Source organism: Luteibacter yeojuensis (assembly GCF_000964085.1).
Lineage (GTDB): Bacteria > Pseudomonadota > Gammaproteobacteria > Xanthomonadales > Rhodanobacteraceae > Luteibacter > Luteibacter yeojuensis_A.
Map to the genome: position 1 here is coordinate 1 of NZ_JZRB01000008.1, position 13,792 is coordinate 13,792.

Here is a 13,792-nt window from a genome sequence, read left to right on the forward strand (position 1 = left end):
CACCCCACAAGCGCGCTCCCACAAAAGCAGGCCCCACAGAAGTCGGTTATAGGGCCGAGTGCAGCCAGCTCGCCACGGCCTCGGGCTGCTCCAGGTGCAAATGATGCCCACCATCCATGTGCGTCACGCGGATGTTCTCCACGCAATCGATGCGCACCTGCAGGCCTTCCGGCTCGAGATAAGGCGGGTGCGGCCGCGCCAGCAGCAGCGACGTGGGCGCGGCCAGGCCGAGCAACAGCGACATGATCTGCGTTTCGGCCATGCGCACGGCCGAGGGGCGTGACAGGCGCGGGTCGCTGCGCCAGCTCCAGCCGCCGTCGACATCGCGCAGGCCGCGCTCGACGATGTAGTGGCTGAGCGCCGGTGCCAGGCCGCTGGCGAGGGCGCGGGCGTCGGCCGCCGCGGCGATGGTGGGGAACACGCGCAGCGGGCGGTTGCCGGTGGCTTTCAATGCCATGGCATCGCGGAAGCGATCGAGCGTGCGCGAGCCGTCGTCGCCGAGCGGGCCCAGGCCCTCGATGAGGGCAAGGCCACGCACGCGTTCCGGCGCCGCGATGGCGAGCAGCGTGGCGATGCCGGCACCCAGCGAATGGCCCAGCAGGTGGAAGCGGGGCAGGGCGAGCGCATCGGCCGCGGCCAGCATGGCGCGCACATAGTCGACGTGCTGGTAGACGCTGGAATCCGGCAAGTGGCCAGAGTGCCCGTGGCCCGGCAGGTCGAGCGCGATGACGTGGAAGCGATCGGCCAGCTTCGGCGCGAGCAAGGCGAAACTGGCGGCGTTATCCAGCCAGCCGTGCACCATCAGCAAAGGCGGCGCGTCGGGCTCGCCCCAGGCCAGGCCACCCAGCTCCAGGCCAGGAATGGAAACGGTGAGCTCACGCACCGGCGCCTGCCTTTCGCGCGCGTTCGCGGGCGGCGGCGAGTTTGACGGCTTCGGCGGCGGCATCGTACGCCGGGTCGAATTCCGGCCAGCCCTGCGCGTGGGCCAGCACCAGGTCGGCCAGCGCATCGACATGCGCGGGCGCGGTATTCAGGCAGGGGATATAGCTGAGCGTTTCACCGCCGGCCTCGCGGAAGAAATCGGCGTTCTGCATGGCGATCTCCTCGAGGGTCTCGAGGCAGTCGACGGCGAAGCCCGGGCTGATGACATCGATGCGCTTGATGCCTTTCGCGCCGAGGGCCTTCACTGTCTCGTCGGTGTAGGGGTGCAGCCAGCGCTCGCGCCCCACGCGGCTCTGGAAGCTGATGAGGGCTTCGTCTTCCGACAGGCCCAGCGCCTCGCGCAGCAGGCGCGCGGTGGCGTGGCACTGGCAGAAATAAGGGTCACCGTTGCGCACGTAGCGCTCGGGGATGCCGTGGAAGCTCATGAGCAGTTTTTCGCCACGGCCGTTCGCGGCCCAGTGGGCGCGGACGCTCTCGGCCAGCGCGGCGATGAACCCGGGGCGGTCGTGGTAATCGTTGACCTGGCGCAGTTCCGGTGGCCAGCGCAGGCCCTTCACCGTATCGGCCACCGCGTCGAAGACGCTGCCCGTGCTGGTGGCGGAGTACTGCGGGTAAAGCGGCAGCACGAGCAGGCGGCGCACGCCTTCGCGCTGCAGCTTCGCCACCACGTCGGCCACGGCGGGCTTGCCGTAGCGCATGGCCAGCGCCACATGCACCGGGCCGGGGCGGCGCCGGGCCAGTTCGGCGCCCAGCGCGGCGGCCAGTGCCTCGCTGCCCACGCGCAGGGGCGAGCCCTCGGGTGTCCAGATGCGCTGGTAGGCGTGGGCGGAGCGTTTGGGGCGGATGCGCAGGATGATGCCGTGGAGGATGAGCTTCCACGCCAGGCGGGGGTATTCGATGACGCGCGGATCGCCCAGGAACTGGGCGAGGTAGGGGCGCACGGCCGCCGCGGTAGGCGCGTCAGGTGTACCAAGATTAACCAAGAGCACCGCCGCCTTCGCCGGAAGGTCGTGGGAATGCCCGTTCAGGCCGGTATAGTTCGGGGTACCTGGCATCGGATTCGGTGTTCGCGGGGAGAGCCCAGTCTGCCATACGTGGCCGGGTGCCTTGCGCAACACATTGCCGCGGATCCTGCCTAAAAGCGCCCAAAAGGAGCCACCGATGATCCCTCGCCTTTCCCTGCTTGCCCTGGGCCTCGCCGCCCTGGTGCCGTCCATGGCCGTCCAGGCCGCCGACCCGCCGCGCAAGCAGGCGAGCGAAGCCGTCCGCGTCCTGGACGAGATGATCAACGACGCCCCGGATAAATCCGTCCCGTCCGACCTGCTCAAGAACGCCTGCGCCGTGGCCATCATCCCCGGCATGGTGAAGGGTGGGTTCGTGTTCTCAGGCGCCAAGGGCGAGGGCGTCATCGCCGAGCGCCGCGACTGCACCGGCGAATGGTCCAACCCCAATTTCATCTCCACGGCGGCGGCGGGGGTCGGCTTCCAGGCCGGCATCCAGTCCATCGACGTCATCCTGGTCTTCCGCACGCACAAGGGCGTCGACCAGATCATCGACGGCCAGTTCACCATGGGCGCCAGCGCCTCGGCGGCCGCGGGCCCGGTGGGCCGCTCGGCCATGGCGGCCACCAATGGCAAGATGAACGCCGAGATCTACACCTATTCGCGCGCCAAGGGCCTTTTTGCCGGCATCTCCCTCGATGGTTCCCGCATCAGCATCGATGATGACTCCAACGAGGAGATCTACGGCAAGGGCATCACGGCGCGGCGCATCTTCGAGGGCGGTGTGACGAACGTCCCAAGCGAGGTGGTCGCATTCCGGGATAAACTTGAGGAGTACACTCAGAAGTAATCCCGTTCCGTGCGGCGCCCCGCGGGCGCCGCACCCGTCCCACAGGTACCCCCGGGGTGCCCCGAGGTTCCCATGAGCATTACCCACATCGTCCTCCTGCTGCTGGTCGTCGTCCTCATCTTCGGCACCAAGAAGCTCCGTAACATCGGCTCGGACCTCGGCGGGGCCATGCGCGACTTCAAGAAGGGCATGGATGGTGGCGACGAGGAGGAAGAACGCCGCCGCCGCGATGCCGAGAAGCTCCGCGCGGACACCACGGCCGCGCCGCAGGAAAACGTCCGGCGCGAGAGCACCGAGACCCACGACCGCACGCCCTGACGGGCACCCCGCGCCATGATCGAGATCAGCTTCGGCAAGCTGCTGCTGCTCGCCCTGGTGGCGCTCATCGTCCTCGGCCCCGAGCGCCTGCCGCACGCCGCCCGCACGGCGGGTGCGCTGCTGCGCCGCGTGCGCAACGGCTGGGATAGCGTCAAGTCCGAGGTGGAGCGCGAGATCCAGGCCGAGGAGATCAAGCGCACCCTGCGCGAGACGGCCGAGACGGCCCGCAGTGCCCAGAACGATGCGCAACAGGGGTTCCGCGATGCCCAGCAGGGGTTTCGCGACGCCCACGAAGGTGTCACGGGCGCCTTCAAGGACACCGGGGCGCAGGTGCGCGATGCTTACACCGATGCCCAGGCCGGCCACGCGGGCCGGCGCGAACCCGACCCGGAGCGCGACATGCTCCCGCTGAACCAGGGCGGCGATGCGCCCGGCCGGAACGAACCGCATGACCGCACGTGATCCGTCGGCCGAAGACCAGCTTGAGGAAGGCCTGTTCTCCCACCTGATCGAGCTCCGCGGCCGCCTGCTGCGGGCCATCGTCGTGCTGCTCGTCGTGCTGCTCGCCCTGGTGCCCCTCGCCAACCACCTGTATGCGGAGCTGGCGAAGCCGCTGGTCGAAAAGATGCCCAATGGCGCGCATCTCATCGCCACCGAGGTGGCCGCGCCCTTCGTCACGCCATTGAAGCTCGCATTCTACGTGGCGCTGTTCATCAGCATGCCGATGATCCTGTACCAGCTCTGGGCCTTCGTCAGCCCCGGCCTGTACAAGCACGAGAAACGCCTGGCCCGGCCGCTGCTGGTGGCATCGCTGGTGCTGTTCTACGCGGGCTGCGCCTTCGCGTACTTCGTCGTCATGCCGGCCGCGTTCAAGTTCCTCAACGCGGTGACGCCCGATGGCGTGGCCATGATGACGGACATCACGCACTACCTCGATTTCGTCACCCTCATGTTCTTCGCCTTCGGGCTCTGCTTCGAGGTGCCGGTGGCCGTGGTGATCCTGGCCGCCATCGGCGTCGTCGACGCCGAAAAGCTCAGCAAAGGCCGCGGCTACGCCATCGTCGGCGCCTTCGCCATCGCCGCTTTCATCACCCCGCCCGACCTGCTGTCGATGGTGATGCTCGCGGTGCCGATGTGCCTGCTTTATGAACTGGGCCTGCTTTCGGTACGCTTCCTGCTGAAGGCCCCCACCCGGGAGTAAGCGCGATGGCCGGTACCCGCGGCTGGCTGGCCGTCAAGGGCAAGGAGGGCGCGGCGGTACTCGCCGAGCTTGACCTCGTCGGCAACGGTGATACCTACCCGCTGGCGCAACGCGGCGCATGCATCGCGCTGCCCAACGGCTGGTTCGTGGTCATCACCCGCTTCGCATCGCCCCTGCTCACCGAGGATTCGCTGCTGCCGCTATCGAAGGGCTGCAAGGTGGTGGCCGTGCAATGGGATGAGGCCTCCATCAGCGTGGCCACGGCGTGGGAGGACGGCAAGCCTGCCTGGCACGTCGAGCACAACGGCGAAAGCGGGGTCCGCGTGCTGGTCACCAGCGGCGAGCTGCCGCCGCCGTTCGACAGCCTGCACGCCCGCTTCGAGGCCGAGCAGGATGCGGCCGACATGGCGGGCGATGACGTGGATTGCTTCCACGCCTTGCCCGTCGAACTGGCCGAAACCATCACCGGGTTCGAATACGACCTGGCGGCCAAGGCCTACGGCGTGCCCGCGTTCGACGGCTGGAAGATGGGGCAAGAGGCCATTCCGCGCGCCGCCTCGCGGCGGTTGCAGCGGCGCATGGCGCGGTCGGCCAAGCCGTGGTGGCGGTTCTGGTAGGGCATCGCGCGCAAGCGCGCTCCCACCGAAAGCCAGTGCCCCTCGTGGGAGCGCGCTTGCGCGCGATGGCTCTCACCGCCGGTTAAGCGCCAGCCCCTTCAACACATTCAGGGCCTGCGACAGCGCGTAATCCTCCAGCGCCAGCTTGCCATCATCGTCGCTGGCCGCCTTGTCGCCGTCCGATGCCTTCTCGTTGGCCAGGTGGTTCGGCAGGTCAGCCTCGGAGCCGATCAGCGAGGGCGCCGTGTCGCTCTTGTTCACCGCCAGGTCGGCCAGGGCGATATCGGGCTTGATGCCTTCCGCCTGGATCGACGTGCCGTTGGGCGTGTAGTACCGCGCCGTGGTGATCTTCACCGCGCTGTCCTGGTCGAGCGGCAGCACGGTCTGCACCACGCCCTTGCCGAACGTGCGCCGGCCCATGATGAGCGCGCGGTGGTTGTCCTTCAGGGCGCCAGAGACGATCTCCGCCGCCGAGGCGGTGCCGTTATCGGCCAGGATGACGATGGGCGCGCCCTTGAGCATGTCGCCCGGGTGCGCGTCGAAATGCAGGTTGGCGTCGGGCAGGCGGCCCTTCGTGGTGACGATGGTGCCTGAATCGAGGAAGGCATCGGCCACGCCCACCGCGGTGGTGAGCAGCCCGCCCGGGTTCGAGCGCAGGTCGAGCACGGCGCCGCGCGGCGCACCGTTCTTCTTGATGTAATCGCCGAGCTTCGTTTCCATATCCGTGGCCGTATCCTCCTGGAACTGGCTGAGGCGGATGTAGACATAGCCCGGCTCGAGCTGGCGCACCTTCACCGACGTGACATTGATGCGCTCGCGCACCAGCGGCATGTCGATGGGCTTGTCGGATTTCTCGTGCAGGATGGTGAGCACCACCTTCGAGCCCGGGTCGCCGCGCAGCTTCTTGAAGGCGTCGTCGATGTTCTGCTGGTCGACGACCATGCCATCGACCTTGAGGATGGTATCGCCCGGCTTGATGCCCGCGCGCGATGCCGGCGTGTCGTCGATGGGCGACACGATCTTCAGCATGCCGTCGACCTGCAGCACCTCGATGCCCAGGCCGCCGTACTGGCCGGTGGTGTCTTCGTCCAGTTCGTCCAGGCCCTCCTTGTCCAGGTACTCGCTGTGCGGGTCCAGGTTCTGCAGCATGCCGGAGATGGCGGCTTTCATGATCGTCTTGTTGTCGAGCTTCTCGACGTAGGCCTGCTGGATGATGTGGTACACCCGCGTGAAATTGCGGATGTCATCCAGGTCGACGCTGTCGTCGGCCTTCGCGGCCACGGCCGCCGCCGCGCTGCCCGACGCGGCGGGCGCATCGGGTTGCCGCACGGGGGCTTTTTTCTGGGCCTGGTCCTGCGCGGTGGCCGGCAACGCCAGCGCGCCGGCGAGGGCCAGGGCAAGGGCGAGGCGAAGGGGGTGCTGGCGCATGCCTGTCTCCGGGGTCAGTGCTTTTTCGCGAACCAGCCGCGCGCGTCGATGGGCTTGCCACCCTGGCGCAGCTCGAAATACGCGCCGTTGTCGCCGGCCGGCGCCGCGGCGGTGCCGACGGCTTCGCCGGCCTCCACCATGTCGCCCACGCCGTGCAGCAGCGTCTCGTTGTTGCCATACATGCTCATGAAGCCGTTGCCGTGGTTCACGATGATCATCATGCCGTAGCCGCGCAGGAAGTTGGCGAAGACCACGCGGCCACGGGCCACGGCCTTCACCTCGCTGCCGCGCGGCGCCACGATGATGACGCCGTTGCCGTACGCGTGGACGGGGCCATTGGCGGGCCAGGGCAGGTTGCCGCGCAGGTTGCCCAGCGCCGGGCCCGCCGGGGCGCCCTTGGGCGCCGGTGCCGGCTCGGCCGCCTTCGCGGCCTCGTCGATCACCCTCTGCAGCTTTGCCACCAGGGCGTTCATGTCCTGCTCGTTCTGCTTCAGCGCGGCCATGCGCTGGCCCTGGTCCTTGTACTTCGCATCGGCCTCGGCCACGAGCTTTTGCTGGTCGGTGCGTTGCTTTTCGAGGTCGCCCGCACGTTTTTGCCGCTCCGCTTTCGTCGCCTCCAGCTTCTGCTGCTCGGCGGTGATCGCGTTTTCGACATCCTGCAGGCGGGAAAGATCCGCGAGGAGGCCCTTGATGCGCTCGACGCGGTTCTCCTGGAAATAGCGCGAGTAGGCCAGGGCACGCGAGATGCGGTCGATGTCCTCGTCGCCCAGCAGCAGTTGCAGGTCGGACCCGCGGCCCAGGGTGTAGGTGGCGCGCAGGAGATCGTCCAGGGCGCCCTTGTGCTTGCCCAGGTCGCCCTGCATGGCCGCGCGCTGCTGGTTCAGCTGGTCGAGGTCGTGCTGGCGCTGGGCCAGCTCGCCGTCGGTTTCGCGCACCGCCCGCGCCGCCGCCGAGACCTCCTCGGCTTTCTTCGCCAGGCCCGCGTTGGCGCTATCGCGGGAATTGGCCGTTTCACGCTGGTCCTTCGTGAGCGCCTCGATCTGCTGGCGCACGCCCTGCAGCTTCTGCCGGGCCTCGTCCTGCTCGGCCCGGGCCTTGCCATCCTGCGCGGCATGGGCCGGCGGGTTGGGGGCAAGGCTGGCGGCGGCGAGGGCGAGGCAAAGGGCGGGGCGACGGAAGTTTGGGCGCATCGGGGGATTATGACCCAAGCAGAGGCGGCGCATGGGCCCTGCATGGCCCCCTTGGGGCGCTTCGAGCCCTTGTGTGGGAGCGCGCTTGCGCGCGATGTACTTGCCGCAAGCCCTATCGCGCGCAAGCGCGCTCCCACAGGGGAGTTGAGGGGGCGCCGGCGGGCTCCAGCGTGACGTGAGACGTAAGTATTTCGTTCGGACGTCCAAATGCTTTGACGCAACGCGGCAATTGTGTGTACCTTCGGGGGCATGCCCTTCGCGTGCATGTGAGGTCGGCCGTTCCTGGCCGGGGGGCCTCGTGCACGCGGCAAGTTCCCAGCACAACCGTATGCCACGAGGAGGCGGAAGGTGAAGCAAGGCACTCCGCGCCTCTATGACGAGGCGTTTGAACACGATAGCTGCGGTTTCGGCATCGTCGCGCAGATCGACGGCCACGCCAGCGCGAAACTCGTCACCACCGCGTTCGACGCGCTGGCGAAGCTATCCCATCGTGGTGGCGTCAACGCCGATGGCGTAAGCGGCGACGGCTGTGGCGTGCTTATCCGCCGCCCGGTCGAATGGCTGCGCGCGCTCGCGGGCGAGGCGGGTATCACGGTCGCCACGCAGTTCGCGGCGGGCGTCGTGTTCCTCGATCCGGAAACGCAAGGCAGTGCGATCGTTGCACTTGAAACCGAACTCGCCGCCGCGGGCCTGCGCGTGGCCGGCTGGCGCGACGTGGCCGTCAACAAGGACGCGTGCGGCCCGCTCGCATCGGCTTCCATGCCGCTCGTGCGCCAGGTGTTCGTCGACGCGCCGGCCGACATGCCCCCGGCCACGTTCGAGGCCGCGCTGTTCCGTGCGCGCCGCCGCACCGAGCAGGCGTTGCGTGGCGACAGGCAGTTCTATGTCGTCTCGCTGTCGGGCGAAGTCATTGGCTACAAGGCCATGGCCGCGCCGGGCCGCCTGCGCGATGTGTACCCCGACCTCATCCACCCGGCATTGGTCGCCGACGCGGTGGTCTTCCACCAGCGCTTCTCGACCAACACCTCGCCGAAGTGGCGCCTGGCGCAGCCGTTCCGTTTCCTCGCGCACAATGGCGAGATCAACACCATCCGCGCGAACCGTCGCTGGATGCAGGCGCGTGGCACCGTCATGCGTTCGCCCCAGGTCGAGCTGGCCGACATCGGCCCGCTGGTGACCCAGGACGGCTCGGACTCCGAGAGCCTCGATAACGCACTCGAAGTGCTGCTCATGGGCGGCATGGACCTGCTCACCGCCATGCGCGTGCTGGTGCCGCCGGCGTACGCCGCGCGCGAGGATATCGACGAGGATCTCGCCGCGTTCTACGAGTACTACGCGCTGCACAGCGAACCGTGGGACGGCCCCGCGGGCCTGGTGATGTGCGATGGCCGCTACGCCGCGTGCACCCTTGATCGCAACGGCCTGCGCCCCGCGCGCTGGGCCTTGTCGGACGACAACCACCTCATCGTCGCGTCCGAGGCCGGCCTGTGGGATGTGCCTTCGTCGCGCGTCGTCGCCAAGGGCCGCCTCGCGCCCGGCGAGATGATCGCCGTCGATTTCCGCGAACACCGCCTGCTGCGCGATGCCGACATCGACGCCATCAACCGTGCGCGCGCGCCATTCCGCGAATGGCTGCGCGATGGCGTCACCTACCTCGAATCCGACCTGATCGACCCAAGCCTCGCGGCCGAGCCGCTGCCGGCCGAGGAACTGCGCCGCTACCAGAAGCTGTACGGCCTTTCCCGCGAGGAAAGCGAATCGGTGCTGAAGATCCTGGCCGAGACCGAGGCCGAGGCCACGGGCTCGATGGGCGACGACACGCCCATGGCCGTGCTGTCGCGCCAGGTGCGCCCGCTGTTCGATCGCTTCCGCCAGGCCTTCGCGCAGGTGACCAACCCGCCCATCGATCCGCTGCGCGAGCGGCTGGTGATGTCGCTGGTGACCCAGATCGGGCAGGAGCGCAATATCTTCGACCTGGGCCCGGAGAACGCGAAGCAGATCCTGCTGAACTCGCCGATCCTCTCGCAGCGCAAGCTGCGCCAGATACTGGCGAACCGCGACTACGCGCACACGCCGCGCTTCGACCTCATGTATGGCGCCGACGAGACGCTCGAGCAGGCGCTCAGGCGCATCTGCGACGAGGTGGAAGCAGCCGTGCGCGCCGGCGTCACCATCGTGTTCCTCAGCGACCGCTACCCGCGCCGCGACCTGCTGCCCATCCACTCGCTGCTCGCCACGGGTGCCGTGCACGCGCGCCTCGTCGATCGCGGCCTGCGTTGCCAGTGCAACATCGTGGTGGAGACCGCCACACCGCGCGATCCGCACCAGTTCGCCTGCCTGCTCGGCTTCGGCGCCACCGCCATCTATCCCTGGCTCGCGTACCAGAGCCTGTTCGACATGGGCCGCAGCGGCCACCTGCGCAAGGGCGAGGGCGCGCCACGCGAGATCGGCCGCAACTACCGCCGCGGCATCCGCAAGGGCCTGCTGAAGATCCTCTCCAAGATGGGCATCTCCACGGTGGCCGGCTACCGTGGCGCGCAGCTGTTCGAGATCGTGGGCCTGTCGAAGGGCGTGGTGGACCTCTGCTTCCCCGGTACCCCGTCGCGCATCGGTGGCAGCACCTTCGCCGACCTGGAACAGGAGCAGCGGCTGCTGGCCGCCGAGGCATGGGACGAGGCGCAGGCATTGCGCGCCGGCGGCCTGTACAAGTACGTGCACGGCGGCGAATACCACATGTACAACCCCGACGTGATCGCCACCCTGCAGGTGGCGGTGCGCACGGGCGAGTGGAAGGATTACGAGAAGTACGCGCACTACGTGGATTCGCGCCCCGCGTCCGCGCTGCGCGACCTGCTCGTGCCACGCGAGGCCACGCCCATCCCGCTCGACGAGGTGGAACCGGCCGAGGCCATCCTCAAACGTTTCGATTCGGCGGGCATGTCGCTGGGCGCGTTGTCGCCCGAGGCGCACGAAGCGCTCGCCGTCGCCATGAACCGCCTCGGCGCCCGCAGCAATTCAGGCGAGGGTGGCGAGGATCCGTCGCGCTACGGCACCGACCGCCAGTCGAAGATCAAGCAGGTGGCCTCGGGCCGCTTCGGCGTCACGCCGGCCTACCTCGTCAACGCCGAAGTGCTGCAGATCAAGATCGCCCAGGGCGCGAAGCCCGGCGAAGGTGGCCAGCTGCCCGGCCACAAGGTGGACGCCACCATCGCGCGGCTGCGCTATGCCAAGCCAGGCATCGGCCTCATCTCGCCGCCGCCGCACCACGATATCTATTCCATCGAAGACCTTGCCCAGCTCATCCACGACCTGAAGGAAGTGAACCCGCAGGCCCTGGTCTCGGTGAAGCTGGTCTCGCACGCGGGCGTAGGCACCGTGGCCGCGGGCGTGGTGAAGGCTGGCGCGGACCTCATCACGGTCTCCGGCCATGATGGCGGCACGGGCGCCAGCCCGCTCACCTCCATCAAATACGCCGGCACGCCGTGGGAGCTTGGCCTGGCCGAAACGCAGCAGACCCTGCGCCTCAACGACCTGCGTGGCCGCGTGCGCCTGCAGACCGATGGCGGGCTCAAGACCGGCCTCGACGTCATCAAGGCGGCGATGCTGGGCGCCGAGAGCTTTGGTTTCGGCACCGGCCCCATGGTGGCCCTGGGCTGCAAATACCTGCGTATCTGCCACCTCAACAACTGCGCCACGGGCGTGGCCACGCAGCACCCCGTGCTGCGCAACAAGCACTTCGTCGGCCTGCCCGACATGGTGATGAACTACTTCCGCTTCATCGCCGAGGACGTGCGCCGCCACCTCGCGCAGCTGGGCGTGCGTTCGCTGGGCGAACTCATCGGCCAGTCGGCGCGGCTCGAGCAGCGCGGCGGCATCACCCAGGTGCAGGAGCGCCTCGACCTCACGCCGCTCATCGCGGACGATGGCCTGGGTGAAAAGGTGGACTTCGCCTGCACCCTGGCACGCAACCCGATGCGCGACCCGGCCGCGCTGGCGTCGCGCATTTCCGCCGACGTGCGCGATCTCGTGAAGGAAGGCCATGGCGGCAGCTTCAGCTACCCCATCGTCAACACCGATCGCGCCATCGGTGCGCGCCTCTCCGGCGACATCGCGCGCCGCTGGGGCGATGCCGGCATGGCCGGGCGCCCGATCAACCTGCACCTCACCGGCGCCGCAGGCCAGAGCCTGGGTGCATGGAACGCACCGGGCGTGCACATCGACCTGGTGGGCGAGGCCAACGATGGCGTGGGCAAGGGCATGGCCGGCGGCCGCCTCGTCATCCGCCCGCCAGAGGACTCCCCCTTCGCGAGCCAGGATGCGTCGATCATCGGCAACACCTGCCTCTACGGCGCCACCGGCGGCGAGCTGTACGCCGCGGGCCAGGCTGGCGAGCGCTTCGCCGTCCGCAACTCCGGCGCCCTGGCCGTGGTGGAAGGCGCGGGCGACCACTGCTGTGAATACATGACCGGCGGCGTCGTCGCGGTGCTCGGCCGCACCGGCCTGAACTTCGGCGCGGGCATGACGGGCGGCTTCGCCTACGTACTCGACATGGAGCGCAACTTCGTCGATTGCTACAACCACGAACTCGTCGACATCGTGCGTATTTCGCACGAGGGCATGGAACACTACATGCAGCACCTGCGCCAGCTCATTGCCCGCCACGCCGAACTCACCGGCAGCGCCTGGGGCCGCCGCGTGCTCGGCGATTTCCGCGGCCTGCTGCAGCGCTTCTGGCTGGTGAAGCCCAAGGCCGCCAGCCTCGATGCCCTGGCCGAAGAACTGCGGAGCGCGGCATGAGCGCGAAGGATTTCCGTTTCCTCGAGGTGCCGCGGCAAGTGCCGCGCACGGTGCCCGTCGCCGTCCGCGTGCTGGGCTACGGCGAGATCTCCGGTGATTTCGCGTCGGGCGAGGCATCCACGCAATCGGGCCGCTGCATCGATTGCGGCAACCCGTACTGCGAGCACGCGTGCCCGGTGCACAACTACATCCCTAACTGGCTGAAGCTGGTGCAGGACGGCCGCCTGTTCGAGGCCGCCACGCTCATGCATGAAACCAACCCGCTGCCCGAGATCTGCGGCCGCGTGTGCCCGCAGGATCGCCTCTGCGAAGGCGCGTGCACGCTCGAGCAGGGCGAGTTCGGCGCGGTCACCATCGGCAGCGTCGAGCGCTGGGTCACTGACGAGGCCTTCCGCCAGGGCTGGCGTCCCGACCTTTCCCGCGTGAAGGAAACCGGTGCGCGCGTCGCCATCGTCGGCGCTGGCCCCGCGGGCCTCGCCTGCGCCGACCGCCTGCGCCGCGCGGGCATCGCCGCCGACGTGTTCGATCGCCAGCACGAGATCGGTGGCCTGCTCACCTTCGGCATCCCGCCGTTCAAGCTCGACAAGACCGTGGTGAAGACGCGGCGCATGGTGCTCGAAGGCATGGGCGTGCGCTTCCACCTCGGCGTGGAGATCGGCCGCGACATCGAGTTCGATGAGCTGCTCAACGATTACGACGCCGTGTTCGTCGGCACGGGTGCGTACACGTATGTCGATGGCCAGCTCGATGGCCGTGACCTGGTGGGCGTGCACGATGCGCTGCCCTTCCTCATCGCCAACACGGAACGCCTGCTGCGCGAAAAGCCGCCCGCGCCCGAGTACGACCTCGCCGGCAAGCACGTCGTGGTGCTCGGTGGCGGCGATACCGGCATGGACTGCAACCGCACGGCTATCCGCCTCGGCGCCGCGTCGGTGACCTGCGTGTATCGCCGTGACGAACCGAGCATGCCGGGCTCGCGCCGCGAAGTGGGCTACAGCCGCGACGAGGGCGTGCGCTTCCTGTTCCAGCGTCAGCCGGTGGCCCTGGTGGGCGAGGGCGGCAAGGTGAAGGGCGTGCGCGTGGTCGAGACGCAACTGGTCGATGACGGCGACGGCCGCCCGCGGCCGCGCAATGTCGAAGGCAGCGAGACCGACCTGCGTGCCGACGTGGTGATCCAGGCCTTCGGCTTCCAGCCGAGCCCACCCGATTGGTGCGACGCCTTCGGCATCGCCCGCGACCGCAGCGGCCGCATCGTCACCGGTGCGGAAGGCCACCTGCCGCACCAGACCAGCCACGCGAAGATCTTCGCCGGCGGCGACAACGTGCGCGGCGCCGACCTCGTGGTGCGCGCCGTCTACGATGGCCGCGAAGCCGCAGGTTCCATCGTGAAAATGCTGGCGAACAAGAGGACGAGCACTACCGTCGCCGCGTAGGAGCCCACCCCGTGG

At 68.7% G+C, this 13,792-nt stretch carries 11 protein-coding genes; 7 read left to right on the forward strand and 4 right to left on the reverse strand.

What is annotated here, in order from left to right; genetic code table 11:
• Positions 1-46: 46 nt before the first annotated feature.
• Positions 47-883 (reverse strand): alpha/beta fold hydrolase, encoded by an 837-nt coding sequence (locus tag VI08_RS04475; RefSeq protein WP_045828444.1) that lies wholly within the window; start codon positions 881-883, stop codon positions 47-49.
• Positions 876-1,997 carry a ferrochelatase gene (hemH, locus tag VI08_RS04480; RefSeq protein WP_045828359.1) on the reverse strand — a complete coding sequence of 374 codons (1,122 nt, stop codon included), beginning with the start codon at positions 1,995-1,997 and terminating at the stop codon, positions 876-878. Before hemH ends, VI08_RS04475 begins: the two co-directional genes overlap by 8 nt.
• A gap of 106 nt (positions 1,998-2,103) precedes the next feature.
• Between hemH and VI08_RS04485 the strand changes: the two genes are divergently transcribed.
• The 5 genes from VI08_RS04485 (at position 2,104) to VI08_RS04505 (ending at position 4,929) form a co-directional block, all read left to right on the forward strand.
• The gene (locus tag VI08_RS04485; RefSeq protein ID WP_045828360.1) at positions 2,104-2,793 is read left to right on the forward strand and encodes a lipid-binding SYLF domain-containing protein; all 690 of its coding nucleotides are present in this window, start codon (positions 2,104-2,106) and stop codon (positions 2,791-2,793) included.
• Between the two features lie 72 nt (positions 2,794-2,865).
• A complete protein-coding gene (tatA, locus tag VI08_RS04490) occupies positions 2,866-3,111 on the forward strand; it encodes a twin-arginine translocase TatA/TatE family subunit (protein ID WP_045828361.1) in 246 nt (81 codons plus the stop codon).
• Between the two features lie 15 nt (positions 3,112-3,126).
• On the forward strand, positions 3,127-3,573 hold the full coding sequence (tatB, locus tag VI08_RS22165; RefSeq protein WP_084621256.1) for a Sec-independent protein translocase protein TatB: 447 nt from the start codon (positions 3,127-3,129) through the stop codon (positions 3,571-3,573).
• On the forward strand, positions 3,560-4,312 hold the full coding sequence (gene tatC, locus VI08_RS04500) for a twin-arginine translocase subunit TatC (protein ID WP_045828362.1): 753 nt from the start codon (positions 3,560-3,562) through the stop codon (positions 4,310-4,312). The genes tatB and tatC overlap by 14 nt, the downstream gene beginning before the upstream one ends.
• Positions 4,313-4,317: 5 nt before the next feature.
• Positions 4,318-4,929, forward strand: coding sequence for a hypothetical protein (locus tag VI08_RS04505; RefSeq protein ID WP_045828363.1), 612 nt, complete (start codon positions 4,318-4,320; stop codon positions 4,927-4,929).
• 72 nt (positions 4,930-5,001) lie between these two features.
• Here the strand turns inward: VI08_RS04505 and VI08_RS04510 are convergent, their stop codons facing one another.
• Together VI08_RS04510 and VI08_RS04515 are read right to left on the reverse strand one after the other, a co-directional pair.
• The gene (locus tag VI08_RS04510) at positions 5,002-6,357 is read right to left on the reverse strand and encodes a S41 family peptidase (protein WP_045828364.1); all 1,356 of its coding nucleotides are present in this window, start codon (positions 6,355-6,357) and stop codon (positions 5,002-5,004) included.
• Between the two features lie 14 nt (positions 6,358-6,371).
• Positions 6,372-7,547 (reverse strand): murein hydrolase activator EnvC family protein, encoded by a 1,176-nt coding sequence (locus VI08_RS04515; RefSeq protein WP_045828365.1) that lies wholly within the window; start codon positions 7,545-7,547, stop codon positions 6,372-6,374.
• A 348-nt stretch (positions 7,548-7,895) separates the two neighbouring features.
• Between VI08_RS04515 and gltB the strand changes: the two genes are divergently transcribed.
• The gene (gene gltB / locus VI08_RS04520; protein WP_045828366.1) at positions 7,896-12,344 is read left to right on the forward strand and encodes a glutamate synthase large subunit; all 4,449 of its coding nucleotides are present in this window, start codon (positions 7,896-7,898) and stop codon (positions 12,342-12,344) included.
• Positions 12,341-13,777: an FAD-dependent oxidoreductase gene (locus tag VI08_RS04525; protein WP_045828367.1), complete on the forward strand. Its 1,437-nt coding sequence runs from the start codon at positions 12,341-12,343 to the stop codon at positions 13,775-13,777. The genes gltB and VI08_RS04525 overlap by 4 nt, the downstream gene beginning before the upstream one ends.
• The last annotated feature ends 15 nt before the right edge of the window (positions 13,778-13,792 follow it).